The sequence below is a fragment of the Roseovarius sp. genome (genome assembly GCF_018066915.1).
Classification (GTDB): domain Bacteria; phylum Pseudomonadota; class Alphaproteobacteria; order Rhodobacterales; family Rhodobacteraceae; genus Roseovarius.
Window position 1 is genome coordinate 1 of record NZ_JAGPVV010000362.1, and the last position, 23,961, is coordinate 23,961.

25 protein-coding genes are annotated in these 23,961 nt (G+C 63.5%); 13 read left to right on the forward strand and 12 right to left on the reverse strand.

Annotated elements, in window-relative coordinates; all coding sequences use genetic code 11:
• From KBT70_RS20395 to gloB, 3 genes are all read right to left on the reverse strand, one after another.
• Window positions 1–717: M23 family metallopeptidase (locus KBT70_RS20395; protein WP_296638565.1), on the reverse strand; the 717-nt coding region annotated here is incomplete at its 3' end.
• Complete coding sequence (gene clpA, locus KBT70_RS20400) at window positions 714–3,050, reverse strand: ATP-dependent Clp protease ATP-binding subunit ClpA (protein ID WP_296638567.1); 2,337 nt, start codon at window positions 3,048–3,050, stop codon at window positions 714–716. The genes clpA and KBT70_RS20395, both read right to left, overlap by 4 nt.
• Window positions 3,051–3,204: 154 nt before the next feature.
• Complete coding sequence (gene gloB / locus KBT70_RS20405; RefSeq protein ID WP_296638570.1) at window positions 3,205–3,972, reverse strand: hydroxyacylglutathione hydrolase; 768 nt, start codon at window positions 3,970–3,972, stop codon at window positions 3,205–3,207.
• A gap of 63 nt (window positions 3,973–4,035) precedes the next feature.
• On the opposite strand from gloB, the gene KBT70_RS20410 reads away from it, so the two are divergent.
• Complete coding sequence (locus KBT70_RS20410) at window positions 4,036–4,776, forward strand: class I SAM-dependent methyltransferase (RefSeq protein WP_296638575.1); 741 nt, start codon at window positions 4,036–4,038, stop codon at window positions 4,774–4,776.
• A 45-nt stretch (window positions 4,777–4,821) separates the two neighbouring features.
• Here the strand turns inward: KBT70_RS20410 and KBT70_RS20415 are convergent, their stop codons facing one another.
• Window positions 4,822–5,244, reverse strand: coding sequence for an Rrf2 family transcriptional regulator (locus tag KBT70_RS20415; RefSeq protein ID WP_296638579.1), 423 nt, complete (start codon window positions 5,242–5,244; stop codon window positions 4,822–4,824).
• A gap of 116 nt (window positions 5,245–5,360) precedes the next feature.
• Here KBT70_RS20415 and KBT70_RS20420 point away from each other — a divergent pair, with 116 nt between their 5' ends.
• The 10 genes from KBT70_RS20420 (at window position 5,361) to tsaA (ending at window position 14,201) form a co-directional block, all read left to right on the forward strand.
• Window positions 5,361–6,056, forward strand: coding sequence for a 5-formyltetrahydrofolate cyclo-ligase (locus KBT70_RS20420; protein WP_296638583.1), 696 nt, complete (start codon window positions 5,361–5,363; stop codon window positions 6,054–6,056).
• On the forward strand, window positions 6,053–7,267 hold the full coding sequence (locus tag KBT70_RS20425) for an NnrS family protein (RefSeq protein WP_296638587.1): 1,215 nt from the start codon (window positions 6,053–6,055) through the stop codon (window positions 7,265–7,267). Before KBT70_RS20420 ends, KBT70_RS20425 begins: the two co-directional genes overlap by 4 nt.
• Window positions 7,267–7,929 (forward strand): NnrU family protein, encoded by a 663-nt coding sequence (locus KBT70_RS20430; protein ID WP_296638589.1) that lies wholly within the window; start codon window positions 7,267–7,269, stop codon window positions 7,927–7,929. The genes KBT70_RS20425 and KBT70_RS20430 overlap by 1 nt, the downstream gene beginning before the upstream one ends.
• Before the next feature lie 373 nt (window positions 7,930–8,302).
• Window positions 8,303–8,869 carry a F0F1 ATP synthase subunit delta gene (locus KBT70_RS20435; protein ID WP_296638722.1) on the forward strand — a complete coding sequence of 189 codons (567 nt, stop codon included), beginning with the start codon at window positions 8,303–8,305 and terminating at the stop codon, window positions 8,867–8,869.
• Window positions 8,870–10,408: a F0F1 ATP synthase subunit alpha gene (atpA, locus tag KBT70_RS20440; RefSeq protein ID WP_296638594.1), complete on the forward strand. Its 1,539-nt coding sequence runs from the start codon at window positions 8,870–8,872 to the stop codon at window positions 10,406–10,408.
• A 15-nt stretch (window positions 10,409–10,423) separates the two neighbouring features.
• Window positions 10,424–11,299 (forward strand): F0F1 ATP synthase subunit gamma, encoded by an 876-nt coding sequence (locus KBT70_RS20445; RefSeq protein WP_296638597.1) that lies wholly within the window; start codon window positions 10,424–10,426, stop codon window positions 11,297–11,299.
• A gap of 18 nt (window positions 11,300–11,317) precedes the next feature.
• Complete coding sequence (atpD, locus tag KBT70_RS20450) at window positions 11,318–12,742, forward strand: F0F1 ATP synthase subunit beta (RefSeq protein ID WP_296638600.1); 1,425 nt, start codon at window positions 11,318–11,320, stop codon at window positions 12,740–12,742.
• Between the two features lie 66 nt (window positions 12,743–12,808).
• Complete coding sequence (locus KBT70_RS20455) at window positions 12,809–13,234, forward strand: F0F1 ATP synthase subunit epsilon (protein WP_296638603.1); 426 nt, start codon at window positions 12,809–12,811, stop codon at window positions 13,232–13,234.
• Between the two features lie 114 nt (window positions 13,235–13,348).
• The gene (locus KBT70_RS20460; RefSeq protein WP_296638609.1) at window positions 13,349–13,702 is read left to right on the forward strand and encodes an H-type lectin domain-containing protein; all 354 of its coding nucleotides are present in this window, start codon (window positions 13,349–13,351) and stop codon (window positions 13,700–13,702) included.
• A 16-nt stretch (window positions 13,703–13,718) separates the two neighbouring features.
• Window positions 13,719–14,201 carry a tRNA (N6-threonylcarbamoyladenosine(37)-N6)-methyltransferase TrmO gene (tsaA, locus tag KBT70_RS20465; RefSeq protein ID WP_296638612.1) on the forward strand — a complete coding sequence of 161 codons (483 nt, stop codon included), beginning with the start codon at window positions 13,719–13,721 and terminating at the stop codon, window positions 14,199–14,201.
• A 240-nt stretch (window positions 14,202–14,441) separates the two neighbouring features.
• Here tsaA and KBT70_RS20470 read toward each other — a convergent pair whose 3' ends face one another.
• Window positions 14,442–15,380 carry a fatty acid desaturase gene (locus KBT70_RS20470; protein ID WP_296638615.1) on the reverse strand — a complete coding sequence of 313 codons (939 nt, stop codon included), beginning with the start codon at window positions 15,378–15,380 and terminating at the stop codon, window positions 14,442–14,444.
• A gap of 108 nt (window positions 15,381–15,488) precedes the next feature.
• On the opposite strand from KBT70_RS20470, the gene KBT70_RS20475 reads away from it, so the two are divergent.
• The gene (locus KBT70_RS20475; protein ID WP_296638618.1) at window positions 15,489–16,352 is read left to right on the forward strand and encodes a helix-turn-helix transcriptional regulator; all 864 of its coding nucleotides are present in this window, start codon (window positions 15,489–15,491) and stop codon (window positions 16,350–16,352) included.
• 19 nt (window positions 16,353–16,371) lie between these two features.
• On the opposite strand, the gene KBT70_RS20480 is transcribed toward KBT70_RS20475, so the two are convergent.
• From KBT70_RS20480 to KBT70_RS20510, 7 genes are read right to left on the reverse strand one after another with little or no spacing between them, the layout of a single operon-like run.
• Window positions 16,372–16,788 (reverse strand): hypothetical protein, encoded by a 417-nt coding sequence (locus KBT70_RS20480; RefSeq protein ID WP_296638621.1) that lies wholly within the window; start codon window positions 16,786–16,788, stop codon window positions 16,372–16,374.
• Window positions 16,785–18,119, reverse strand: coding sequence for a FliI/YscN family ATPase (locus tag KBT70_RS20485; RefSeq protein WP_296638624.1), 1,335 nt, complete (start codon window positions 18,117–18,119; stop codon window positions 16,785–16,787). The genes KBT70_RS20480 and KBT70_RS20485 overlap by 4 nt, the downstream gene beginning before the upstream one ends.
• Window positions 18,116–18,907 (reverse strand): FliH/SctL family protein, encoded by a 792-nt coding sequence (locus KBT70_RS20490; RefSeq protein ID WP_296638625.1) that lies wholly within the window; start codon window positions 18,905–18,907, stop codon window positions 18,116–18,118. Before KBT70_RS20490 ends, KBT70_RS20485 begins: the two co-directional genes overlap by 4 nt.
• Window positions 18,908–18,911: 4 nt before the next feature.
• Window positions 18,912–19,949, reverse strand: coding sequence for a flagellar motor switch protein FliG (fliG, locus tag KBT70_RS20495; protein ID WP_296638627.1), 1,038 nt, complete (start codon window positions 19,947–19,949; stop codon window positions 18,912–18,914).
• Window positions 19,946–21,640, reverse strand: a complete 1,695-nt coding sequence (fliF, locus tag KBT70_RS20500; protein WP_296638629.1) for a flagellar basal-body MS-ring/collar protein FliF — start codon at window positions 21,638–21,640, stop codon at window positions 19,946–19,948. Before fliF ends, fliG begins: the two co-directional genes overlap by 4 nt.
• 56 nt (window positions 21,641–21,696) lie before the next feature.
• On the reverse strand, window positions 21,697–22,023 hold the full coding sequence (fliE, locus tag KBT70_RS20505; RefSeq protein WP_296638631.1) for a flagellar hook-basal body complex protein FliE: 327 nt from the start codon (window positions 22,021–22,023) through the stop codon (window positions 21,697–21,699).
• A 12-nt stretch (window positions 22,024–22,035) separates the two neighbouring features.
• On the reverse strand, window positions 22,036–23,172 hold the full coding sequence (locus KBT70_RS20510; protein WP_296638635.1) for a sigma 54-interacting transcriptional regulator: 1,137 nt from the start codon (window positions 23,170–23,172) through the stop codon (window positions 22,036–22,038).
• Window positions 23,173–23,536: 364 nt separating this feature from the next.
• On the opposite strand from KBT70_RS20510, the gene KBT70_RS20515 reads away from it, so the two are divergent.
• Complete coding sequence (locus KBT70_RS20515) at window positions 23,537–23,845, forward strand: hypothetical protein (RefSeq protein ID WP_045682434.1); 309 nt, start codon at window positions 23,537–23,539, stop codon at window positions 23,843–23,845.
• Window positions 23,846–23,961: the final 116 nt, after the last annotated feature.

Consider the following 23,961-nt stretch of genomic DNA (forward strand, 5'->3'; position numbering starts at 1 on the left):
CGGCTGCGCGGTGCTGGCACGGGCGGCACCAGAGCGGACTGCGTCAAACTCGGGCACGGATGTGGAAAACCCCGCCGTAAAGAGCCCTGCGGGGTCATAGGGCAGGACGGTTTGCCAGAGGCTCTGATCGAGGGGCGCACCGCAGGTATCGCCTGCCTCGGGGCTGAACGGATCTACAATCTGACCGTCCCGCAAAACACCCAAGTGGACATGGGGCGCATTGGTGAGCCCGCTCAGACCCACCTGACCCAGCACATCGCCTGCTGCTACGCTGGCGCCTTGGCGCACGCTGATGGACCCGCGTTTCATGTGGCAATAGAGTGTTTGCCAGCCGTCGCCGTGATCGACGCGCACGGCATTGCCACATTCCTGCCCGCGGATATCGTCGCGCGTTTCGGCTTTGACGGGGGTGTCGGCCATGCCGTCGCGGGTGGCAGCGACAGTGCCGGGAGCGGCGGCCAGAACGTTGACGCCCGCCTCCATCTCCTCGAAGGAAAGAAGCATGAAGTCTATGCCGCGATGATCGTCCCGGCTCTTGATCCCGCAGGTGTAGTCGCGCTGACCGGGGCCGGGATCGGTATCGACGTAATCCTCGATATAGCAGGTCCGCCCAAGCTCGCAGTCCAATGGGAGGCTTAGTTTAGGTGGTTCGGCGGTGGCTTGGGTAGCCACCGCCATGGTCAATATCGCAAGTGCAGTCCCCAGCCGTGCCGTCATTCGGCGGTCAGCAGGGGGGGCTTTTTCTTGCCGGTCAGGCGGCGCGTGACAGGACCCTCGACGATGAGGTCGATCTTGTTGTCCTTGACCCCCACCGTGACCACACCGCCCTTGAGCAGCTTGCCAAAGAGCAATTCCTCGGCCAGCGGCTTCTTGATGTGCTCCTGGATGACACGGGCCAAGGGGCGCGCGCCCATCTTGTCGTCATAGCCCTTGTCGCCCAGCCATTCCGCTGCTGCCTGAGTCAATTCGATAGTCACGTCGCGATCCATCAGCTGTGCCTCAAGCTGCAACACGAACTTTTCGACCACCTTGAGGATAACCGATTTCGGCAACGGACCGAACGAGATGACCGCATCGAGACGGTTGCGGAACTCGGGTGTAAACGTCCGCTCGATGGCGGCTGTATCCTCGCCCTCGCGCCGGTCGCGGCCAAAGCCGATGGCGGATTTCGCCTGCTCCGCCGCCCCTGCGTTAGAGGTCATGATCAGCACCACATTGCGGAAATCCACCTTGCGGCCATTGTGATCGGTCAGCGTGCCGTGGTCCATCACCTGCAAGAGGATGTTGAACACATCGGGATGTGCCTTTTCGATCTCGTCGAGCAAGAGCACGCAATGCGGGTGCTGGTCGACCCCGTCGGTGAGCAGGCCCCCTTGATCAAAGCCCACATAGCCCGGCGGTGCGCCGATCAGGCGCGAAACCGCATGTTTCTCCATGTATTCCGACATGTCAAAGCGCAGAAGCTCCACGCCAAGCGTATCTGCCAATTGCTTGGCCACCTCGGTCTTGCCCACGCCAGTGGGACCGGCAAAGAGATAGTTGCCGATGGGCTTTTCCGGTTCGCGCAGGCCTGCACGGGCCAGTTTGATGGCCGAACTCAGCGCCTCGATGGCGGCATCCTGACCAAAGACCACGCGCTTGAGCGCGCCATCGAGGTCCTTGAGCACCTCGGCATCGTTCTTGGACACGTTCTTTGGCGGGATGCGGGCGATCTTGGCCACCACCTCTTCGATTTCCTTGACACCGATGCTCTTGCGCCGCTTGGAGGCGGCCAAGAGATGCTGCGCGGCCCCGGCCTCGTCGATCACGTCGATGGCCTTGTCGGGAAGCTTGCGATCATTGATGTAGCGCGCCGAGAGATCCACGGCAGAGCGGATCGCCTCGTTGGTGTATTTGACGCTATGGTGATCCTCGAAATAGGGTTTGAGGCCCTTGAGGATCTTGACCGCATCCTCGACTGTCGGTTCCGCCACGTCGATCTTCTGGAACCGGCGGGCGAGTGCGCGATCCTTTTCGAAATGCTGGCGGAATTCCTTGTAGGTGGTCGAGCCCATGCAGCGCAGCTTGCCGCCCTGCAACGCGGGCTTGAGCAGGTTCGAGGCGTCCATTGCGCCACCCGAGGTGGCACCCGCGCCGATCACGGTATGGATTTCGTCGATGAAGAGCACCGCGTCGGGATGTTTCTCCAACTCGGTCACAACCGCCTTGAGCCGCTCTTCGAAGTCGCCGCGATAGCGGGTTCCCGCGAGCAGCGCACCCATGTCGAGCGAGTAGATCGTAGTGCGCGACAGAACGCGGGGGGTTTCGCCCTGCACGATCTTGTGCGCCAGACCTTCGGCGATGGCGGTCTTGCCCACGCCGGGATCACCCACCAGAAGCGGGTTGTTCTTGCGGCGGCGGCAAAGCACCTGAATGCAGCGCTCGACCTCGGCATCGCGGCCGATCAGCGGGTCGATATCACCCTTGCGGGCCTTTTCATTGAGATCGACACAGTATTTCGCAAGCGCGGAATCCCCCGCCTCGACCGCATCGCTTTCGGTCGATTTGCTGGTGCTCTCGCCCTCTTGGCTCGACGCGCCGGTGACGGGGCGGGATTCGCCATAGGCGGGATCCTTGGCCACACCATGTGCGATGAAATTCACCGCGTCATACCGGGTCATGTCCTGTTCTTGCAGGAAATAGGCGGCGTTTGACTCGCGTTCGGCAAAGATCGCGACGAGCACATTGGCCCCCGTGACCTCGGTCCGGCCCGATGATTGCACATGGATCGCCGCGCGCTGGATCACGCGTTGGAATGCGGCCGTGGGCACCGCCTCTGACCCTTCGATGTCTGTGACCAGATTGGCCAGATCATCGTCGATGAATTCGACCAGCGTGGTGCGCAATTCCTCGGTATTGACACTACAGGCCTTCATGACGCGGGCGGCGTCGGGTTCATCGACGAGGGCGAGCAGAAGGTGTTCGAGGGTCGCGAATTCGTGCTGGCGCGCATTGGCGAGAGCCAATGCCGCATGGATTGCCTGTTCGAGCGTGTTCGAGAATGAAGGCACGGTCGTGCTCCTTCTGATCTTGGCCGGGGCGGGCTGCCCACTAACCTTGGCCTCATAATCTTAAAGTTTGGTCGATAGTGGCCAGTCTTCAAGGATTATTTCATCAAACTGGCTCACATTTCGTTATACCAGCGTTGTTTTCATCACGCTCTGCTCAGAAACGGTCCTTGCGGGAGCGGATTTCGGCAAAGACATCAACCGGAGCGCGACCGGTCATGCCCAAGTTGTGCTGCACGCCCGCGTCATCGGCGCGCAGAAACGGGTTGGTGGCCAATTCCTCGGCCAGGGTTGAGGGGACAGTGGGCCGACCTGCGGCGCGGGTGGCGCTGATCTCTTTGACCCTTGATATAAGGGCCGGGTTGTCGGGGTCAACGGTCAGTGCGAATTTCGCGTTGCTTTGCGTGTATTCGTGACCGGAACAGACCAGTGTCTCGGGCGGGAGGGCGGCGAGTTTTCCAAGGCTTTCAAACATTTGCGGCATCGTGCCCTCGAACACGCGCCCGCAACCCATTGCCATCAGGCTGTCGGCGGTAAAGACCACGGCGCTGGCGGGAAAGTGAAACGCGACATGGCCGAGCGTGTGGCCCGACACATCGAGCACGCGCCCCTCTTCCGATCCGATCATGATCCGGTCGCCTTCGGTCACACTCTGGTCGAGCGGGGGCAGGCGGTGGGCGTCGGCGGCAGCCCCAATCACCGATGCGGAGTGACGCGCAAGCAGCGCGCCGAGGCCCTGAATATGGTCGGCATGGTGGTGGGTGAGCAGCACCAATGAGGCGCTCCAGCCTTGTTTATCAAGGGCTTGGAGGATTGGCTCGGCCTCTGGCACGTCGATCACCGCCGTTACCCCGGTGGCCGGATCATGCGCGATATAGGCATAGTTGTCAGCCAGGCAGGGGACAGTAAGGATTTGCAAAACCATGGTATTTTCCCGATTGCCGGTTAGTGTTAGGGTCAAGAGTGACTGATCTTTGGCCGGGCTGCAATGCATCTGGACGTACAAGACCTGCGAAATTTTTACTACCGCAGCACCCTGGGGCGCGCGGTGCAGAAAACCTTGCGCGCACAGGTCGCAGAGTTCTGGCCGGAGGCGCAGGGGCAGACGGTGGTGGGCTATGGATTCGCGGTGCCTTTCCTGCGTCCCTACCTTGCCGATGCGCGTCGAGTGATCGGATTAATGCCTGCACCTCAAGGGGTTATCGGGTGGCCGCAGGGGATGCCGAATATTTCGGTGCTCTGCGAAGAGACGTTTTGGCCGCTGGAAACGGGGCATGTCGACAAGCTTTTGGTGGTGCATGGGTTGGAGACTTCGGAGCAGCCGGGCGCGGTGCTGGAGGAGTGCTGGCGCGTGCTGGGGCCGGGGGGATCGGTGCTGTTCATCGTGCCGAACCGGGCCGGGCTATGGTCGCGGTCGGATCGCACGCCCTTTGGATTCGGGCGGCCCTATAGTCAGACGCAATTGGAAAGCCAATTGAAATCGCACAACTTTTTGCCAGAGCGTCACGCCACGACGCTCTATCAACCGCCGTCGGAGCGCCCTTTTTGGCGCAAGACCGCCGGCATGTGGGAGCGGATGGGGGCCAAGTTGTCGGTTGTGGCGGCGGGCGGGGTGCTGATGGTCGAGGCCACCAAGCGGGTGCAGGCGCCGAGCGGTCCGGGGCTGAGGGACAAGGTGCGCAAACCGCTGTCGGTGCTGCGTCCGCATCCTGAGGCCAAGCCGGTCTGAGACCTTACAGACCTTACAAAGCAGGTGTCTGTTATGTAAGCTCCCTCACCCCGCTGTCTGGACCTGCCGGTCGAGGGCGATATCGGCCAAGGTGCTGCGGTCGAGATCCTCGAGAAAGGCGCGCTCGGCGGCCCGCAACCGCGCCTTGAGTCGGCAGCGCCCGTCGAGGGAGCAATCCCCCCCGTCAGACCCGAAACAGGCGACGAGCGCCTGACCGGATTCGAGGTGACGGACGACATCCCCCAAACGAATCTCGGATGGGGGGCGGGCAAGGACCGCACCGCCGCCGCCGCCGCGCCGTGTGTCGATCAGACCGGCCTGTGACAGGCGTTGCATGATCTTGGCGAGGTGATGGCGCGAGAGGTCGAACTCGGTCGCCAACTCGGCGCTGGAAAAGGCGCGCTCGGGGGCGCTGGCCATGCGCATGAGCATCCGCAGGCCGAAATCGGTAAAGGAGGTGAGGCGCATGGTCGCTGGGCTCTCGATTAAATCGGTATTTACAATACCTATTAGCAGGGCTAGACCGGGATGGAAAGCGGGATTGGTGCCGCCTGCCCGTCCCGGACCACGGAAAGGACCGCGATATGTCCGATGCCTCGAAGCCGGGGAAATATGCCTCATCGCCCTGCATGGCGGATGACGTCGACCCGAGCTATTTGGATCGCCTCGCAACCGACCCGGAGCAGGCGCGCGATGTCGTGCTGTGGCGCAAATCCGAGCGTTTGCGCCTGCGCGGGTTACGCGATGCGTTGAGCGTGGCGGCGCGGCAGGAGATTGGGCGGGCCATCTCGGACCACCTGCGCACGGTGGTGCAAGAGAAATTCAACGGAGCGCGGGGCAAGGTTCTGTCTTGCTACTGGCCGATCAAGGGCGAGCCGGATTTGCGCGAGCTGATGGCGGAGTGGCACGAAAATGGCGTGCTGATCGCGCTGCCGAGTGTCGAGGTCAAGGCTGCGCCGCTGGTGTTTCGCCGCTGGACGCCCGAGACACAGATGGTGCGCGGCGATTGGAATATCCCGGTGCCGCCGCCCGAGGCGGAGCAGGTGACACCCGACATCACGCTTGCACCGATGATCGGTTGGACGACCGAGTGTTACAGGCTGGGCTATGGCGGTGGGTATTTCGACCGGACCTTGGCGGCGCTTGATCCACGCCCGGTGAGCATTGGTATTGCGCTGAGTGCGGCGCAGATCGGGACCATCTATCCGCAGCCGCATGATATTCCGCTCGACTTGGTCGTGACGGACACGGGCCTGAGGGCCGAAAGGACCGAGAGATGACGAGCACGGCAGAGCAGATGCGGGGCTGGCAGGGGCCTGCGCTCCTGAGTTTCGGGTTTCGGCCCTTTTTCCTGAGTGCAGGAATTTGGGCGGCGGGGATCATGGCGCTCTGGGTTCCGATGCTGGCGGGCGCGCTGAGTCTGCCGACGGCATTCGATCCAGTGAGTTGGCACGCGCATGAGTTCCTCTTTGGTTATCTGGCGGCGGTGATCGCCGGGTTCCTGCTGACGGCCGTGCCGAACTGGACAGGGCGGCTGCCGATTGTGGGCTGGCCACTGGGCGGTCTGGCGGCGCTGTGGCTGATCGGGCGGGGGGCGGTCATGGTTTCTGCCGGGATACCGCCCTTGGCGGTGGCGCTGATGGATCTGGCGATGCCGGTGGTTCTGGGCGCGTTGATCCTGCGCGAGATCATAGCGGGCAAGAATTGGCGCAATCTGATCGTGTTGGCGATGCTGGCGGTCTTTGCGCTTGGCAATGCGCTCTTTCACTGGGAGGCAGCGCGGGGGGATTATGCGGCGCAGGGTTATGGCCTGCGGCTGGGGCTGGCGGCGGTGGTGATGATGATCGCGGTCATCGGCGGGCGGGTCGTGCCGTCGTTCACGCGCAACTGGCTGGCGCGGCGGGGGCCGGGACGGTTGCCGGTGCCGCCGATGCAGCGGTTCGACAAGGGGGTGCTCTTGATGCTGCTGGCGGCGCTGGGGATGTGGGTTGCCCGGCCGGACGCACTGGCCACGGGCGGGGCGCTGGTGGTGGCGGGGGCGCTGCATCTGGCGCGGTTGACGCGCTGGGCGGGGGATCGCACCGGGGCGGAGCCGCTCGTCTGGGTGCTGCATCTGGCCTATGCCTTTGTGCCGCTGGGCGCGCTGGCGATGGGATTGGAGGCGCTGAGTTCTGGCGTATTTGGCGCGGCGGCGGTGCAGCATCTGTGGATGGCGGGGGCCGCGGGGTTGATGACGCTGGCGGTGATGACGCGGGCGACGCTGGGCCATACGGGCCGCCCGCTGACGGCTGGCCGGGGCACGGTGGCGATTTACCTCGCGCTGGTGGTGTCCGTGCTGGCGCGGTTGGCGGCGGGGCTGTGGCCTGCGGAGGCGAGTGCATTGCACGCGCTGGCGGGGATCGCGTGGATCGGGGCGTTTGGCGGGTTTGCGGTGCTTTACGGGCCGCTGATGCTGCGGCAAAAACCGGCAAAGACAATTCCGGGGGCCTGATGGGCTGGGTCGAGTTCATCGCGGCCTTTGGCGTCTTTTTCCTCAGCCATTCGGTGCCGGTGCGCCCCAAGGTCAAGGCCTGGCTGGTGTCACGGGTGGGGCCGGGGGGATTTACCCTTGGTTATTCGATTCTGTCGCTGGCGGTTCTGGCATGGGTGATCGGGGCGGCGGGGCGCGCGCCTTTTGTGCCGCTCTGGGGCTGGGCGGCGTGGCAGGGGCATGTGACGCTGGGCGTGATGCTGGCGGTCTGCGTGATCCTAGGGATGAGTATCGGGCGGCCCAATCCGTTTTCCTTTGGTGGGGCGAAGACTGCGCGGTTTGATCCGGAGCGACCGGGGATCGTGCGGCTGACGCGGCATCCTTTGTTGCTGGCGCTGGCGCTCTGGGCCTTGGGGCATATGCTGCCAAATGGCGATCTGGCGCATGTGATCCTCTTTGGCAGTTTCGCGGGCTTTGCGGGGCTGGGGGCGATGCTCATTGACCGGCGCAAGCGGCGGGCGATGGGGCCCGAGTGGGTGCGATTGGACCACGCGCGGCGACAGTCGGGATTGCGGCCGCAAAGCTGGGCGATGGCGGGGCTGCGGGGGCTGCTGGGCGTCTTGCTCTATGCGCTGCTCCTCTGGGCGCATCCCGCTGTGATCGGGGTGGCGCCGCTGGGATAAAGGGGGCAATTGCGTGCGCCGGGCGGTATGCCGCCGGTCATCATAATTAGGCGCGGCGGTTCCGCGAATCCATGATAGCGTTAACGCTTGACCATGCTTTGGGCGGGGTGTTTGTGAGGGGAATCGCCAATTGGTAGGAAAAAGTGAAGTTTTTTGAAGATTAAAAAGCGCGCATTAGGTCGCACTTGAGTTAAGTCATTGAAATAGTGTTGTATTCTTTCGTATACAATAGTTTTCAAGCGGCTTGCCCGCTTGGGAAGGCTCTGCTACACCGCAGCCGAATTTGGGTGGTTCGCAAGTCTCACCCTATGCCAACGCCCCCGGATGTGACCCTGCGTCACGGCTGACCAACCGGGGCCAGATTATCGGAAGGGTGGACGTGTCCGAACCAGCTTCGATCTCTACTGGCATTGCCGCGCGCTATGCCACTGCGATATTCGAGCTTGTGAGAGAGGCCAAAGGTTTGGCCAAGCTCGAAAGCAATCTCAATGATCTGGCACAGGCGCTGAGCGAGAGCGACGACCTGCGCGCGATGATCGCCTCTCCGGTGCTGAGCCGCGATGTGCAGGGCGCCGCGATGTCTGCTGTGGCGGCCAAGATGAAACTGCTGCCCGAGTTGCAGAACGGTCTGGCGCTGATGGCGCAGAAGCGGCGTCTTTTTGTGCTGCCGCAACTGATCGCGCAGCTCAACGCCATGATCGCCGAGGACAAGGGCGAAGTCAGTGCCGATGTGACCAGCGCCAAGGCGCTGACCAAGGCGCAGGCCGACAAGCTGGCCAAGACGCTCAAGGAGCGCGTCGGCAAGGATGTCAAGATCAATGCGACCGTTGATGAAAGCCTCATCGGCGGTCTAGTCGTCAAGATGGGCTCGAAGATGATCGACACGTCGATCCGCTCCAAGCTCGATTCCCTCCAGAATTCAATGAAAGAGGTCGGATAAATGGGTATCCAAGCAGCAGAGATTTCTGCGATCCTGAAGGACCAGATCAAGAACTTTGGCCAAGATGCCGAAGTTGCCGAGATCGGCCGGGTTCTCTCGGTGGGTGACGGGATCGCACGGGTTCACGGGCTGGACAATGTTCAGGCTGGCGAGCTTGTCGAGTTTCCGGGCTCGATCATGGGCATGGCGCTGAACCTTGAGAGCGACAACGTCGGTGTCGTGATCTTCGGGTCGGACCGTGACATCAAGGAAGGCGACACCGTCAAGCGCACCAAGTCCATCGTGGACGTGCCGATTGGCGACGAGCTGTTGGGCCGCGTTGTGGACGGTCTGGGCAACCCGCTGGACGGCAAGGGCCCGATCAAGACCAAGGCCCGCGGTCTGGCTGATGTGAAGGCCCCCGGCATCATCCCGCGTAAATCGGTGCATGAGCCGATGGCGACCGGCCTCAAGTCGGTGGACGCGATGATCCCGATTGGTCGCGGTCAGCGCGAGCTGATCATTGGCGACCGTCAGACCGGCAAGACCGCTGTGGCGCTGGACGCGATCCTGAACCAGAAAATCTATAACGAAGCCGCAGGCGACGATGAGAGCAAGAAGCTCTATTGCGTCTATGTTGCTATCGGTCAGAAGCGCTCGACCGTGGCGCAGCTGGTGAAGAAGCTCGAAGAGAGCGGCGCGATCAAATATTCGATCGTTGTGGCCGCCACCGCGTCGGACCCCGCGCCGATGCAGTTCCTTGCGCCTTATTCCGCGACCGCGATGGCCGAGCATTTCCGTGACAATGGCCGTCATGCGCTGATCGTCTACGATGATCTCTCGAAGCAAGCCGTGGCCTATCGCCAAATGTCGCTGCTTCTGCGTCGTCCGCCCGGCCGTGAAGCCTATCCGGGCGACGTGTTCTATCTCCACTCTCGCCTGCTGGAGCGGTCGGCCAAGCTGAACGAGGCCAATGGTTCGGGCTCGCTCACCGCGCTGCCGATCATTGAAACCCAAGGTGGCGACGTGTCGGCATTTATTCCGACCAACGTGATCTCGATCACCGACGGCCAGATTTTCCTTGAGACGGAACTCTTCTATCAGGGTATCCGCCCGGCTGTGAACACCGGTCTGTCGGTGTCGCGTGTGGGCTCTTCCGCTCAGACCAATGCGATGAAGTCGGTCGCGGGTCCGGTGAAACTGGAATTGGCGCAGTATCGCGAGATGGCGGCGTTCGCTCAGTTCGGGTCCGACCTTGACGCGGCGACGCAGCAGCTCTTGAACCGTGGTGCGCGTCTGACCGAGTTGATGAAGCAGGCGCAGTATTCGCCGCTGACCAACGCGGAAATCGTCTGCGTGATCTATGCTGGCACCAAGGGCTATCTGGACAAGGTTCCTGTCAAGCAGGTGGGCCGCTACGAGCAGGGGCTGCTCAAGCACCTGCGCGGCAAGCATGCCGATCTGCTGGCATACATCACCAAGGAAGATCCCAAGATCAAGGGTGAAGCCGAGGGCCGTATCAAAGCTGCGCTGGACGAATTCGCCGCTGACTTCGCATAAGGGGGAGATAAGGCAATGCCGAATCTCAAGGACCTGAAAAACAGGATCGCGTCGGTCAAATCGACCCGCAAGATCACCAAGGCCATGCAGATGGTTGCCGCGGCGAAACTTCGCCGCGCGCAGGATGCTGCCGAGCAGGCCCGCCCCTATACCGAGCGTTTCAACGCGGTGATGGGCAAGCTTGCGGCCTCTGTCGGCGATGCGGCCAATGCGCCGCGTCTGCTGGCGGGGACGGGCGAGGACAAGGTGCATCTCTTGGTGGTGATGACTGCCGAGCGGGGCCTTTGCGGTGGCTTCAACGCCAATATCGCCAAGCTGGCCAAGCTGCATGCCGCCGAGTTGCTGGCCAAGGGCAAGACGGTCAAGATCCTGACCGTCGGAAAGAAGGGCCGCGATGCGATGCGGCGCGACTATGGTCAGTATTCCGTGGGTCACATCGACATGAGCGAGGTCAAGCGCCTGGGTTATGCCGATGCGCAGGGGATCGCGGCCGAAGTGCTCAAGCGGTTCGACAGTGGCGAATTCGACGTCGCGAAGATCTTTTTCTCGCGGTTCGAGAACGTGGTCAGCCAGATCCCGACAATGCAGCAAGTGATCCCCTTCGACATGAGCGAAGTGGGGGAGGTCGATACCGACAGCTTCTATGATTACGAGCCCGATGAGCAGGCGATCCTTGCCGATCTCTTGCCGCGTGGGGTGGCGACCGCGATCTTTGCCGCGCTGTTGGAAAACGGTGCCTCGGAGCAGGGGGCGCGGATGTCTGCAATGGACAACGCGACGCGCAACGCAGGCGAGATGATCGACAAGCTGACGATCGAATACAACCGCTCGCGTCAGGCCGTGATCACCAACGAGCTTATTGAAATCATTTCCGGCGCGGAAGCGCTGTAAGAGAACCGGAGACGAAACATGGCAAATGCAAAAGGCAAGGTGACACAGGTCATTGGCGCCGTTGTGGACGTTCACTTTGACGGCGATCTGCCAGCCATTCTGAACGCGCTGCAGACCGACAACCACGGCAAGAAGCTGATCCTCGAAGTGGCGCAGCATCTGGGCGAGAACACCGTGCGCACCATCGCGATGGACGCGACCGAAGGTCTCGTGCGCGGTCAGGCCGTGAGCGACACCGGCGCGCCGATTTCGGTGCCGGTGGGCAACGCGACGCTGGGCCGCATCCTGAACGTCATCGGCGAGCCGGTGGACGAGGGTGCGCCGATCAAGGCGACGGAATACCGATCGATCCACCAGCCTGCGCCGGAGTTTTCCGAGCAGTCGACCGCGTCCGAAATCCTCGTGACGGGGATCAAGGTGGTGGACCTGCTGGCCCCCTATGCCAAGGGCGGCAAGATCGGCCTCTTTGGTGGTGCCGGTGTGGGCAAGACGGTTCTCATCATGGAACTGATCAACAACATCGCCAAGGTGCACTCGGGCTATTCCGTGTTTGCCGGTGTGGGTGAGCGGACCCGTGAGGGCAACGACCTCTATCACGAGATGATCGAATCCAACGTGATCAAGCCCGACAATCTGGAAGAGAGCCAAGTGGCCCTTGTTTACGGCCAGATGAACGAGCCGCCGGGAGCGCGTGCGCGTGTGGCCCTGACCGGCCTGACGCTGGCCGAGCAGTTCCGCGATCAGTCGGGGTCGGACGTTCTGTTCTTTGTCGACAACATCTTCCGCTTTACGCAGGCGGGGTCTGAGGTGTCGGCGCTTTTGGGTCGTATTCCCTCCGCTGTGGGCTATCAGCCGACGCTGGCCACCGACATGGGTGCCATGCAGGAGCGCATCACCTCGACCAAATCTGGTTCGATCACGTCCATTCAGGCCGTTTACGTGCCTGCGGACGACTTGACCGACCCGGCACCGGCCACGACCTTTGCACACCTTGACGCAACGACCGTTCTCAGCCGCGCGATTTCCGAGCTTGGCATTTATCCCGCTGTGGACCCGCTCGACTCGAACTCGCGTCTGATGGACCCGCAGATCGTGGGCGAAGAGCATTATCAGGTTGCCCGCGACGTGCAGGGGATTTTGCAGCGCTACAAGTCGCTTCAGGACATCATCGCCATTCTGGGCATGGACGAACTGAGCGAAGAGGACAAGCTTACCGTGGCACGTGCCCGGAAAATCCAGCGTTTCCTCAGCCAGCCGTTCGACGTGGCCAAGGTCTTCACCGGCTCTGATGGGGTTCAGGTGCCGCTGGAAGAGACGATCAAGTCGTTCAAGGCTGTGGTTGCCGGCGAATACGATCACCTGCCGGAAGGGGCCTTCTACATGGTGGGTGGCATTGCCGACGTGATCGCCAAAGCCGAACGCATGGCTGCTGACGCGGCCTGATCAACGCCTGTCACGGTTCTGCGCGGGTGATCCCCGCGCAGGCCTGACACCATGAGGGAGGCCGAGATGGCTGAAACAGTGCAATTCGATCTGGTGAGCCCTGAGCGGCTCTTGGCCTCGGTCGCTGCCCATGAGGTGAGCATTCCGGGGGCCGAGGGCGATCTGACCGCCATGGCCGATCACGCCCCGCTCATCACCACCCTGCGGCCCGGTATCCTGCGGGTTTCGGGTCCGTCGGGCGAGAAGGAATATGTCGTGACCGGTGGCTTTGCCGAGATCAGCGGCAAGAGCGTGTCGGTGCTGGCCGAACATGCCGTGGCGCGTGAGGATATGACGCGCGAGACGTTCAAGGCGATGGTGGATGCGGCGACTGACAAACTGGCGCATGCGCAGGAAAAATTCGTCAATGAGCCCGGCCCGGTTGACGAGATGGCCAAGCTCTTGGCCGACATGGTGGCCGTGGGCGATCATATCGGATTGTCCGCCAACTGAGGCGGCGACGGGTTTCGCAATCAAAAGGGCCGTTCCGCGGCCCTTTTTTCATTTTTCGCTCTCAATTTTGCCGGAAAAGCGGTGTAGGCTCGACCGAGTTTCGGAAGGCATCGTATGAAATTCTTGATCAATCAGGCCATAGGGATCGAACAGGGGGATGATGTCCTCTTTTCGGATTTTGCTGATGGCGGCGATATGTGGACCGGGTCGGGTGCGCGGGAACGGCGCAAGAAGATCACCTTTGACACGCCATTCAAATCAGAGCCTGCGGTGCATGTGGCGCTGTCGCTCTGGGATATGGACAGTGCCACCAATGCCCGCGCCGATGTGACGGCGGAGAAGATCACGACGAAGGGGTTTGACATCGTGTTCCGCACCTGGGCGGATACGCGGGTGGCACGGGTCCGGGTGCGGTGGATGGCGCTTGGCGAAGTGTTCCACGAGGATGACTGGCAAGACGTCTACTGACGCTGGGAGGGCCGGGATGGACACGCGATTGCGGCCCGGTGAGGTGGTGACGGCGCTGCCCGAGGGGCAGGATGCCGCGCTGCAGTTCATCGGTCGGATACAGACGCCCTGGACCCGGCGCGAGGATTGCCCGCGTCAGGGGCGGCTCGAGGGGCCGGAGTGCCGGATCGAGGTCTTTGCGCCTTGGGTTGCGGCGCTGGAAGGGATCGAGGCCTATCGGCATCTCGAAATCCTCTACTGGCTGGACCGGTCGCGGCGTGATCTGGTGCGGCAGAACCCCAAAGGCGATGGGGCGCGGTATTTCGGCACCTTTGCCCTGCGCTCGCCGCAACGGCCCAATCCGATCGGCACGTCGCAGGTGCGGCTGGTCGGGGTGGAAGGGGCGGTGTTGATCGTGCGGGGGCTGGATTGTCTCGATGGCACGCCGCTGGTGGATATCAAGCCGGACCGCTGCGAGTTTACCCCCAAGGCCCCGGAAAAGGCGGCGGATGCGGGGTAGGAGTGGGTATGGCAGAACTTGTATGGATTCCCCGCGCGGAACAAGGCGCGGAGCGCCGCCGCGCGGATCGCTGGGCCGTCCCGCGGACCAGCGATTTCGAGATGGAGCGCCTCACTGTGAGGTCATACGGACTTTGCTGGCATAAAGTGGCAGTCACTGACGTTGCTTCGCTAGTCCCCGGCCCAGCGACCGCGCGGCTTATGCCTTGACCTGAGGTTCTCCCACCCGCCAAACCCTCCTCTACTGCCTCGGCCAGAGCGGGTGCGGCACAGGGTCCTTGGCCCGCCAGAAATGGCTGCGGAAAATCTCGGCGTAGGAGCGATAGACGTAGCCATCGTTGCGGCGCAGGTAATGGTCGCGGCGCGCAGCATAGAGCGCGGGCAACTGATACCACGGCACCTCGGGGTGCATGTGATGCACCACATGCAGGTTGTTGTTGAGAAAAAGCCACGCGAGCGGGCCGCGATCCTCGATTACCACGGTGCGGCCACTGGCGCGCTCATGGGCGCGATGCTCTAGAAAGGTGCGGATTTTCAGCACCGCCAATCCGATCCAGACTGCCAGCAGATAGGCCCAGATCGGCATCGGCGCGAACCAGAGCCAGACAAGAACCAGCGCCACCGCCGGAATATGCCAGAGCCAGGCCTTGCGCACGGCGAGGTCGCCGGCGCGGATCGCCTGCCAATCTGTGCGCAGGAACATGACTTGCGCCACCAGCGGACCGATCAGCATCCGCCCCGCCAGTGTGTTGTTGACCCGCAGGACGATCCGCACCGCGCGCGGCAGGCGTGCCCAAACGGCGGGGTCGAGATAATTCGCCTCGGGGTCGTCATAGGGGTCTGTCAGAAACTCCTCGCGGTGATGCGCAAGATGGGTGTCGCGAAAGCGTGCGTAAGGGATCACGAGGCAGAGGCAGGGAAAGATCAGCGTTTCATTCAGGTGACGGGAGCGGAAAGGATGGCCGTGCAACGCCTCGTGACAGAGCGAGGAATGGAGTGCTATGGCAAGGGCGGTGAGCAGGATGCCGAGCGGGAGCCAGAGACCTGTCGCCGCCGTGGTGCCGAAGATCCAGGTCGCATAGCAAAGCGTCAAGAGCCCGAGCGTGGGCCATTCCACCCTCGTGCGCGGGTGGCTGGCGCTCTCGGCCAAGGTTGGTATGCGGTGCGATTGGGCCTGCATTATTGCTCCTGTCAATTGGCAGCATGGCGCGACATTGGTTGCGAATGCGTTGATGTGCCATTTCGGAAATGGTTAACATTTCTCCGCAACTGTGATAAAAGTCACCAAATGAGCCAAAACATCGACAAACGCCTGCGCGCGACCCTGTTCCGCACCCGGCTGGCCGAGGCGATGCGCCTGCGGGGCAGCAATCAGAGCGTTCTGGCGCGGACCATCGGCGTGGACCGCTCGACCGTGTCGCAACTGCTCAAGGGCGATGCCGCGCGGCTGCCCAATGCGCAGGTGGTGGGGGAATGTGCCTCGGCGCTGGGGGTCTCGGCGGATTGGCTCTTGGGGTTGACCGACCGGCCCGAGACTGCTGCTGATATGCTGGCCAATACGCTGTCGCTGACCGAAGCGCCGCGCGCCTTGGTGGATGAACAGATCTTTGCCTGGCACCGTGAAGCGGCGGGATACAAGATCCGGCATGTGCCTGCCGCACTTCCCGATATGCTGAAAACCCGCGCGATGCTGGAATGGGAATATGCGCCACATCTTGGCCGCTCGACCGATCAGGCGATTGGGGCGTCCGAGGATCGCATGGCTTGGATGCGGGCGGCGCGGTCGGATTACGAGATTGCCCTGCCGCTCTATGAAATCGAGAGTTTCGCGCGGGGCGAAGGTTACTATCGCGGATTGCCTGCGGGGCTGAGGCGGGCGCAGTTGGATCATCTGATTGCCACCACGACGCAGCTTTATCCGCGTCTGCGGCTTTATCTTTATGATGCGCGGCGGGTTTATTCGGCACCGATCACGATTTTCGGGCCGCTCTTGGCGGTGCTCTATCTGGGACGCAATTACATGGTGTTTCGCGACACCGAGCGGATACAGGCGATGACGCTGCATTTCGACGGGCTGGTGCGCGAAGCGGGCGTGACGGCGCGGGCCATCCCGGAGCATTTGCGCGCCTTGCGTGACGGGGTGTTAAAGTAGCGGCGCGCGCGCCGCAGGGTCAGCGCGTGCGGCGGGGCAGGGTGGCGTTGTCCTCGGCCTCGGCACGGGCCACATGCTGGGCGCGGCGGCTAAGCTCGGCGCGCTCTTGCAGGATCTGCTGGCGGCGCTGGTGCTGCGAGAGGTCCTGTTCCACGGCGGCGCGTTCCTGCCGTGTGCGCGCCATCTGGCTGCGCGTCGCCTCGAGCTGTTGCACGAGGGTGCGGCCCATGAAATGCGCGGTGCTGAGTTGGCCGGGGGTCATCGGCTGGGACGGGGCCTGCGCACTCTGATCGAGCATCTGGCCCAGACGGTCGGCCATGTCGAATTGCTGCAGTTCCTGCCGGCGCAAATGGCCAAGCTGCATCGAGAGATGCCCCAGTTCGCGGTTTTCCTGCCGGGCCATCAGGGTCAGCAGGCGGTGTTGGCGCGCGCTCATGCGGCACCGCCTGTCAGCGCGCACAGGGCGCTGATGCTGTCTTCGAGGCTGGCGGGTTCGTGGATGTCCTGTCGGATGAAGTTCTCGATCCGGGGCCAGAGGGCAACGGCCTCGTCAAGCGTGGCGTCCTGACCGGGGGAATAGGCACCCATGAGCATCATGTCGCGGTTCTCCATATATAGGGCAATGAGGCGGCGCAGACGGAGCGCGGCTGCGTGGTGGGGTTTGTCGGCGATGTCCTTCATCACGCGGCTCACCGATTGGGTGAGGTCGATGGCGGGGTAGATGCCCATCTGCGCCTGATTGCGCGAGAGCACGAAATGCCCGTCGAGAATGGCGCGGGCGGTGTCCACAACGGGATCGTTGGTGGTGTCATCGCCATCGGCCAGAATGGTATAAAACGCGGTGATGCTGCCCTGACCGGGCAGGCCGGGGCCGGCGCGCTCGATCAGACCGGGGATCATCGAGATGACCGAAGGGGTATAGCCCTTGGCGGTGGGTTGTTCGCCAAGCGCCAGACCGATTTCGCGGCGGGCATGGGCCACGCGGGTGAGGCTGTCCATGATCAGCATGACCTGTTTACCCTGATCGCGGAAATATTCGGCAATTGCGGTTGCGCGATGTGCCGCGCGCAGGCGCAGGAGCGGCGAGCGGTCGGCGGGCACGGCCACAACGCAGGTCTTGGCGCGGTTTTCGCCGGTCATCACCTTGGAGACGAAATCGCCCACTTCGCGGGCACGCTCGCCGATCAGCCCGACGACGATCACATCGGCAGAGGTGTAGCGGGTCATCATCTCGATCAGCACGGATTTGCCCACGCCAGAGCCTGCGATGATGCCCACGCGTTGACCGCGCCCCACGGTGAGAGCGGCGTTGATCACGCGCACGCCCACGTCGAGCGGGGCATCCACGGGTTGCCGCGCGAGCGGGTTTTGTTCGCGCCCCGAGAGCGGGCGGATGTCGGGGCAATCGGGCGGGCCAAAGCCATCGAGCGGCACGCCTTCGGCATCGAGCACGCGACCCAAGAGGGCGTCGCCCATCGCGGCATTATGGCCGCCGCGCACTTTATGCACCATGCAGCCATGGGTGATGCGTGCGCCGGGTTGGTCGAGAAAGAGCAGGTTGCGTCCATTGGCAAAGCCCACGATTTCACCGGTGGCACCTTTGCCATCCTCGGTGTCGATCCGGCAGCGGGTGCCGGGGCTGGCGGGAAAGCCCGCACATTCGAGGATGAGGCCATCGTAGCGCAGCACCTGACCCGAATAGCCGGGGGGTGGCACCTCGGTCATGGATTCGGTGGCTTGGGCCAGACGCGAGAGCAGATCGGTCATGCCAGCCCCCCGTCGCGTTCAGCGATCACGTCGGAAAAGGTGATCTCGTCCATGCGCAGGCGCAGATCGCCACGTCCGAGCGTGGTGTCGGGCGAGAGGCGGCCTTTGGCCAGCGGGCTGAAATCCTTGATATGTGGCTTGATCGCCATGAGATCGGCAGGGTTCATCAGCACGACGGTATTTTCCGCCCCGGCGGCGATTTGGTGCGTGATCTTTTCGATCCGGCGCAGAAAGGGGCGGGGGGCCTCGTCGATTTTCTGCCCGGCGCGTTGGGTGGCCAATTGGCGCACGGCGAGTTCCAGCTTGGCAGTGAGGTCGGCAAGGCGTTCGTTTTCCGCGCTGGTGAGGCGGGTGATGGCGGCGGTGAAGGCATCGCGCACCTCGGCGATATCCTGTGCGGCGGTGGCGCTGGCCTCTTCGAGCGCCTCGGCGCGGGCTTTGGCGCGGGCGGCCTCGATCTCTTGCATCGCGGCGGCGTGGCCCTCGGCCCAGGCGACGCGGCGCTCGGCCTCGATGTCGAAGGTGGGGGGCGGCGGGGCAGGGGTAAAGGCGGCAGCGGGTTTGGGGTCGGCTGCCGGGGCGACGGGTGCCGGGGCTGCTGCATCCGCGCGCGGGTGCAGGGGGCGCACCACGGCCTGCGGGGCAAAGCCGCTCTCGGCCTGTGCCACAGGCTTGGCGGGGTCGCGGCGCTGGAATTGTTGCGAGGAGCGGCGCACGAGGGCCAAGAGATCCTCGGGCGTGAGCGCGCCGGGTTCGGGGGGCAGGTCGGTGGCGGGCATGGCGGTCATGGTCTCAGACCATCTTTTCGCCGCCGCGTCCGGCGAGCGTGATCTTGCCCTCGTCCGAGAGGCGGCGGGCGACGGTGATGACCTGTTTCTGGGCCTCTTGCACCTGGCTCAGGCGCACCGGGCCCATGGCCTCCATCTCGTCCATGATATTGGCGGCGGCGCGGGCCGAAACACAGCCCAAAAGCTTGTCGCGCAGGGTGGGGTTGGCCCCCTTGAGGGCAAGAACCAACATTTCGCTCTCGATTTCGCGCAGCACGGTTTGCAGGGCGCGTTCGTCGGATTTGATGAGGTAGTCGAACACGAAGAGATTGTCCTGAATATCCTCGGACAGGTTCTTGTCGTCCTTGCGGATGTCCTTCATGATCCGCTCTTCCATGTCCTGACGGGTGAAGTTCATGATCCGGGCGGCGGCCTTGACCCCGCCGATCTGCGAGGCGCGCAGGGTGGTGTTGGCCTTGAATTTGGCGCGCATCACCTCTTCGAGGTCGCGCAGCGCCTCGGGTTGCACGGTGTTGAGCGTGGCGATGCGACGAATGATCTCGGGCTGGGCCTCGGGCGGCAGGAGTTTGAGCACCTCGGCCCCCTGCGCATAGTCGAGCGAGGCGATGACCAGCGCCATGATCTGCGGATGTTCGTCCTGGATCAGTTCGGCCACGGCAGACGGGTCCATCCAGTCGAGGATTTCAATCGGGCGTTCGCTGTTGGAGGGCACGATGCGCGAGAGCACCGATTGCGCCTTGTGGGCGCCAAGAGCCTGATCGAGCACCTGGCGGACATAATTGCCCGCGCCGATGCCGATGCCGGTCTGATTGCTGACCAGCCCGAGAAATTCGTTGAGCACGGCATCGACCGTATCGTGATCGACGCCTTGCACGGTGAACATCGCCTCGCCCAGCACCTGCACTTCGGAGGGGGAGAGGGCGCGCAGGATCTGGGCGGCGGTATCCTCGCCAAAGACCATCATCAGGATGGCGGCCTTTTGCACCGGGGTCAGGTCGGCACCGGGGCGGGCACCGGCAGGGGCAGGCAGCGCGAGGGTCATGGACGGTCCTCACCTGTGGGGGCGATCATGGATTTGAAGACGCCCGCGATGCGGTTGGTTTCGGCCCCGGCCATCTGGCGCAGGAGGTCGATCTTTTCCTCGTAGGTGATGGCCCCGTTGAGGTCGTCGGCGCTGGGTGCTGCGGTCTCGAGCCGTTGACGCAGGGCTGACAGGCTCTCGCCACGGGGCACTTCGATGGCGTCGCCATAGGTCATGCCGGTGGAGGCGGTGGTGGCCCCGACGGGCGGCAGCAGGCGGTTGAGGATCGGGCGCACGACCCCCAGCACGATAATGCCGAAGAGGGCCAGTTGCGCCAGTGTGCGCCCCAGTGTGGGCAGCCATGCGGCGTCATACCACCGCTCGGCGGAAATCATAGACGGTGCCACGACAAAGGGGGCGCTGGCCACGGTGACGATATCGCCGCGGGTGTCGTCAAAGCCGATGGCGGAGCGGGTCAGCGCCTCGATTTCCGCGAGCGGCACGGCCTCGGGGGCGGGGGCCGCGTCACCTTCGGCGGGGGCGGCGGGTGTCGGCAGGCGGTGCAAGAGCACGGCGGCATGCACGCGGCTGATCTGGGCGGTCTGCGGCTGGCGGGTTTCCACCCGGCGGCTGACTTCGTAATTGCGGGTCGACGAGGTGGCGCTGTTGGTGGTGCCATCCTTGGCCCCTTGGGTGGCGGCCTCGGCCAATTGGGCCTCATTGGGGGGCGTGTTGGCGACGGCACCGGGAACGCCGCCGGCCTGTGCGCCGTTGGTTTGCTGGCTGCTGCTCTGCTCGCTGCGCAGGGCGGTGTCGGGGAGGTATTCTTCGCTGGTGATCTCGGAGCGGGTGAAATCCATATCCAGCGTCACTTCGACGGCGGCATTGCCTGCGCCCACGATGGGCGTGAGGAGCGCCAGAACGCGGTCGCGGTAGACGGCTTCAAGGCGGCGCTGGTGCTGCATCTGGCGGTCGGCCTCGGCCTGCACCGGGTCTTCTTCGGGGCTGGTCAGAAGTGTGCCGGTCTGGTCCACGACCGAGACATTGCTGCGCGGCATGTCGGGCACGGCTGCGGCCACGAGGCTGACGATGGCGCGGACCTGCGCCTGATCGAGGGTCATGCCGGGGGCGAGTTCGAGGAATACGGAGGCGCGGGGCGGCTGGCTGTCGCGGACAAAGGCGCTGCGTTCGGGCAGTGCCAGATGCACGCGGGCGGCGCGCACCGGGCGCAATTCCTGAATGGAGCGGGCAAGGTCGAGTTCCTGCATCCGGCGCAGGCGGGCGGATTCGATCTGGCGCGAGGTGCCCATGGGCATTTCGTCAATCGCGGACATGCCGTCGGTGGCCCCTTCGGGCAGGCCCTGGGAGGCCAAGAGCATGCGGGCGCTGTGATACTGGTCGGCAGCGACGGTCAGCGCGCCGGAGGAGGGATCAAGCTGCGCGTCCATGCCCGCGGCGGTCAGCGCCTCAAGCGCCAGGGATTTTTCAGCCTCGGGCAGACCTGCGTGCAGGGTCACGCGGTCAGCGGGGGCCAGAAGCAGCCATGCGGCCAGACCGAGGGTCACGACCAGCAGCACGCCAATCGCGGGCAAGGCACGGCGCAGGGCGGGCTGGGCGATGAACCCATCCATGCCCGAGAGCGCGAGACGCGCCCGCTGGACCAGCGAGGTGGCGCCAGCCTGTGCCGGGAGGGTGGTTTGCTGTCCGTCCATATTCTCTACTTCCGTGGTTCTGGTCTGGGGTCAGGCTGGGGTCAGACTGGGTGGGGTCAGACTGGCATGTTCATGATGTCGCGGTAGGCTGTGAGGGCCTTGTTGCGGACCTGCATCGTCATCTGGAACCCGAGCGAGGCGACCTGTTGCTCGACCATCACGGCGGCGAGGTTCTCGGTGCGTCCGGTCTCGAAGTCGCGAGCGGCCTGAGAGGCCTTGCCCTGTTGCACGTTCACGCCCTCGACCGCCTTGCCCAGCCGTTCGGCAAAGCCCGGCCCCTGCGCGTCGGCCATGGCGGTCGGGCGCTGGATCGGGTCAGGGCGTGCTGCCGCCTGTGAGGCGTGCATCATGCTGACGGAAGAGGAGATGCCGGTCAGGCTCATGTCAGGTCAGGATCAAGCGGCCAGAGGGGTGGGAAGCGCTGCGGGGCGCGCGGTGAAGAGCGAGGTGGGGCGAGCAACGAGCATGATATGTTCGGGTGCAATCACCATGCCATCGGCCAGCACCAGCGCGCGCTGCATGACGTTTTCCAGCTCGCGCACATTGCCGGGCCAGCTATGTGCGGCGAGGATATCGCAGGCCTCGGGCGACAGGAGCGGCGTGGGCAGACCCTCGGGCGTATGGCGGCGCAGCATGGCCTGGGCCAGCACCGGCACATCCTGCGGACGCGCAGAGAGGGCCAGCGTTTCCAGCGGGAACACGTTGAGGCGGTAATAGAGGTCTTCGCGGAAGGTGCCGCGGGCGATTTCGCACTCCATATCGCGGTTGGAGGTGGCGAGGATGCGGACATCGACCGGGGTTTCGGTCTGGCTGCCGAGGGGGGTCACGACCTTTTCCTGAATGACGCGCAGGAGTTTGGCCTGAAGCGCCATCGGCATTTCGGAAATCTCGTCGAGCAACAGCGTGCCGCCGTCGGCGGCGCGCAGATAACCCTTGTTGGCGGTGTTGGCGCCGGTGAAGGCGCCCTTTTCATGGCCGAAGAGCAGCGCTTCGAGCATGTTTTCGGGGATCGCGGCGCAGTTGATCGCGACAAAGGGTTTGTCGGCGCGCGGCGAGGCCTGATGAATGAGGCGCGAGAGCACTTCCTTGCCGCTGCCGGTGGGGCCGTTGATGAAGACGCTGACGTCAAAGCGGGCGACGCGGCGGGCCATGTCGATCAGCGCGCCCGAGTTCGGATCGGCGGCGACCATGGTGCCAAAGGGCGCGGCCAAGAGATCGGCCAAGGCCATCAGTGCGGCATCGCGCAGGGCGGGCAGGCCGCTGTCGGGCAGCGACACGGTCAGCATGCGCCCACCCAGATCCTCGCGCAGGGCGAATTCGGGGGCCTGACCTTCGATCACCACGATGCGTTTCGCGCCCAGTTTGCGGGCCAGTTCCACCAGCGCGCGCTGGTCGGTCACAGGGGCACCCTGCACCAGCGTATGACAGGTGGGCTGATAGCCGATGCGGACATTCAGACGACGCCCGTCGAGCAGGGCCTTGAGGGCCTGAGCCTGAGGGAAATTCGCGGCGGTGATGCAGATGTCGGCCATGGGAAACCTCGTTGATTGCGATATGAAATGAGTAAGCAGGGATCGTGCCACACGGGTTTTGGGGGCATTTTGGCCCCGGATTGGCCCAAAGTTGTGATTTTGCAGAGGGTTTCGGCCGGTTGCGCCGGGAAAACGTCGCAACTCCGACGAAAAGGGCGGGTGTCGACTGTCGTGTGTCGAGGCTTCGTCAGTCGGGTAGAGCGCGGGCGCTGTCCTTTGCACAGACCAGCACTTTCAGCGCGGGATCGCGCCAAAAGCGAGCGCCCGCGCTCCAAAGATACTCGGGGGGTATGTCCCTCAAGCGCTCACATTTTCGGGGAAGGGTCCGTTTGGGGAGTCAGAAGAGCTCAACTGGTAGGCAACAATGTTATCGAAAACGTATCATCTCAAGTTTCCAAGCCTCGACGCGGCACAAATCGCGGCACCATTCATCACGGAGATTCTGGGAAATGCGATTCCGGAATGTCGCATCTCGGGTTTGACGGTGATGATCGGCAAGGAAGGTGACATTTCTGTCAACCTGTTCTTTCCGACCATCGCGGATCTCAAGAACTTCGAGAAGAAGCACGGGGGCTTCATCCAGACGATGAAGAAAACCTTTCTCTTCCGATCTACGGGGTTCGAGGGGGTTTGTATCTTTAACTTCGACGGGAACGCCGAAGATGCCGCCTGACGGCGCTCCTTAGTCTGGCACGCCGGTTGCAGTCCTGCGTGCAGATGTAACCGGCACGCAAGCCGACAGTTTTAGAAAGACCCGTTCACATGGCGAGTGTGTCCACAAAGAAGCTG

What these genes read in the sequence shown, in the direction of transcription:
- KBT70_RS20490 (WP_296638625.1), bottom strand. Translation starts at nt 18,907, where the DNA reads ATGACCGCCATGCCCGCCACCGACCTGCCCCCCGAACCCGGCGCGCTC.
- KBT70_RS20430 (WP_296638589.1), top strand. Translation starts at nt 7,267, where the DNA reads ATGGGCTGGGTCGAGTTCATCGCGGCCTTTGGCGTCTTTTTCCTCAGC.
- KBT70_RS20485 (WP_296638624.1), bottom strand. Translation starts at nt 18,119, where the DNA reads ATGACCGATCTGCTCTCGCGTCTGGCCCAAGCCACCGAATCCATGACC.
- KBT70_RS20455 (WP_296638603.1), top strand. Translation starts at nt 12,809, where the DNA reads ATGGCTGAAACAGTGCAATTCGATCTGGTGAGCCCTGAGCGGCTCTTG.
- fliE (WP_296638631.1), bottom strand. Translation starts at nt 22,023, where the DNA reads ATGAGCCTGACCGGCATCTCCTCTTCCGTCAGCATGATGCACGCCTCA.
- gloB (WP_296638570.1), bottom strand. Translation starts at nt 3,972, where the DNA reads ATGGTTTTGCAAATCCTTACTGTCCCCTGCCTGGCTGACAACTATGCC.
- KBT70_RS20515 (WP_045682434.1), top strand. Translation starts at nt 23,537, where the DNA reads ATGTTATCGAAAACGTATCATCTCAAGTTTCCAAGCCTCGACGCGGCA.
- KBT70_RS20415 (WP_296638579.1), bottom strand. Translation starts at nt 5,244, where the DNA reads ATGCGCCTCACCTCCTTTACCGATTTCGGCCTGCGGATGCTCATGCGC.
- tsaA (WP_296638612.1), top strand. Translation starts at nt 13,719, where the DNA reads ATGGACACGCGATTGCGGCCCGGTGAGGTGGTGACGGCGCTGCCCGAG.
- atpA (WP_296638594.1), top strand. Translation starts at nt 8,870, where the DNA reads ATGGGTATCCAAGCAGCAGAGATTTCTGCGATCCTGAAGGACCAGATC.
- fliG (WP_296638627.1), bottom strand. Translation starts at nt 19,949, where the DNA reads ATGACCCTCGCGCTGCCTGCCCCTGCCGGTGCCCGCCCCGGTGCCGAC.
- KBT70_RS20510 (WP_296638635.1), bottom strand. Translation starts at nt 23,172, where the DNA reads ATGGCCGACATCTGCATCACCGCCGCGAATTTCCCTCAGGCTCAGGCC.
- KBT70_RS20480 (WP_296638621.1), bottom strand. Translation starts at nt 16,788, where the DNA reads ATGAGCGCGCGCCAACACCGCCTGCTGACCCTGATGGCCCGGCAGGAA.
- KBT70_RS20445 (WP_296638597.1), top strand. Translation starts at nt 10,424, where the DNA reads ATGCCGAATCTCAAGGACCTGAAAAACAGGATCGCGTCGGTCAAATCG.
- KBT70_RS20470 (WP_296638615.1), bottom strand. Translation starts at nt 15,380, where the DNA reads ATGCAGGCCCAATCGCACCGCATACCAACCTTGGCCGAGAGCGCCAGC.
- KBT70_RS20420 (WP_296638583.1), top strand. Translation starts at nt 5,361, where the DNA reads ATGTCCGATGCCTCGAAGCCGGGGAAATATGCCTCATCGCCCTGCATG.
- KBT70_RS20460 (WP_296638609.1), top strand. Translation starts at nt 13,349, where the DNA reads ATGAAATTCTTGATCAATCAGGCCATAGGGATCGAACAGGGGGATGAT.
- KBT70_RS20475 (WP_296638618.1), top strand. Translation starts at nt 15,489, where the DNA reads ATGAGCCAAAACATCGACAAACGCCTGCGCGCGACCCTGTTCCGCACC.
- atpD (WP_296638600.1), top strand. Translation starts at nt 11,318, where the DNA reads ATGGCAAATGCAAAAGGCAAGGTGACACAGGTCATTGGCGCCGTTGTG.
- KBT70_RS20410 (WP_296638575.1), top strand. Translation starts at nt 4,036, where the DNA reads ATGCATCTGGACGTACAAGACCTGCGAAATTTTTACTACCGCAGCACC.
- KBT70_RS20425 (WP_296638587.1), top strand. Translation starts at nt 6,053, where the DNA reads ATGACGAGCACGGCAGAGCAGATGCGGGGCTGGCAGGGGCCTGCGCTC.
- fliF (WP_296638629.1), bottom strand. Translation starts at nt 21,640, where the DNA reads ATGGACGGACAGCAAACCACCCTCCCGGCACAGGCTGGCGCCACCTCG.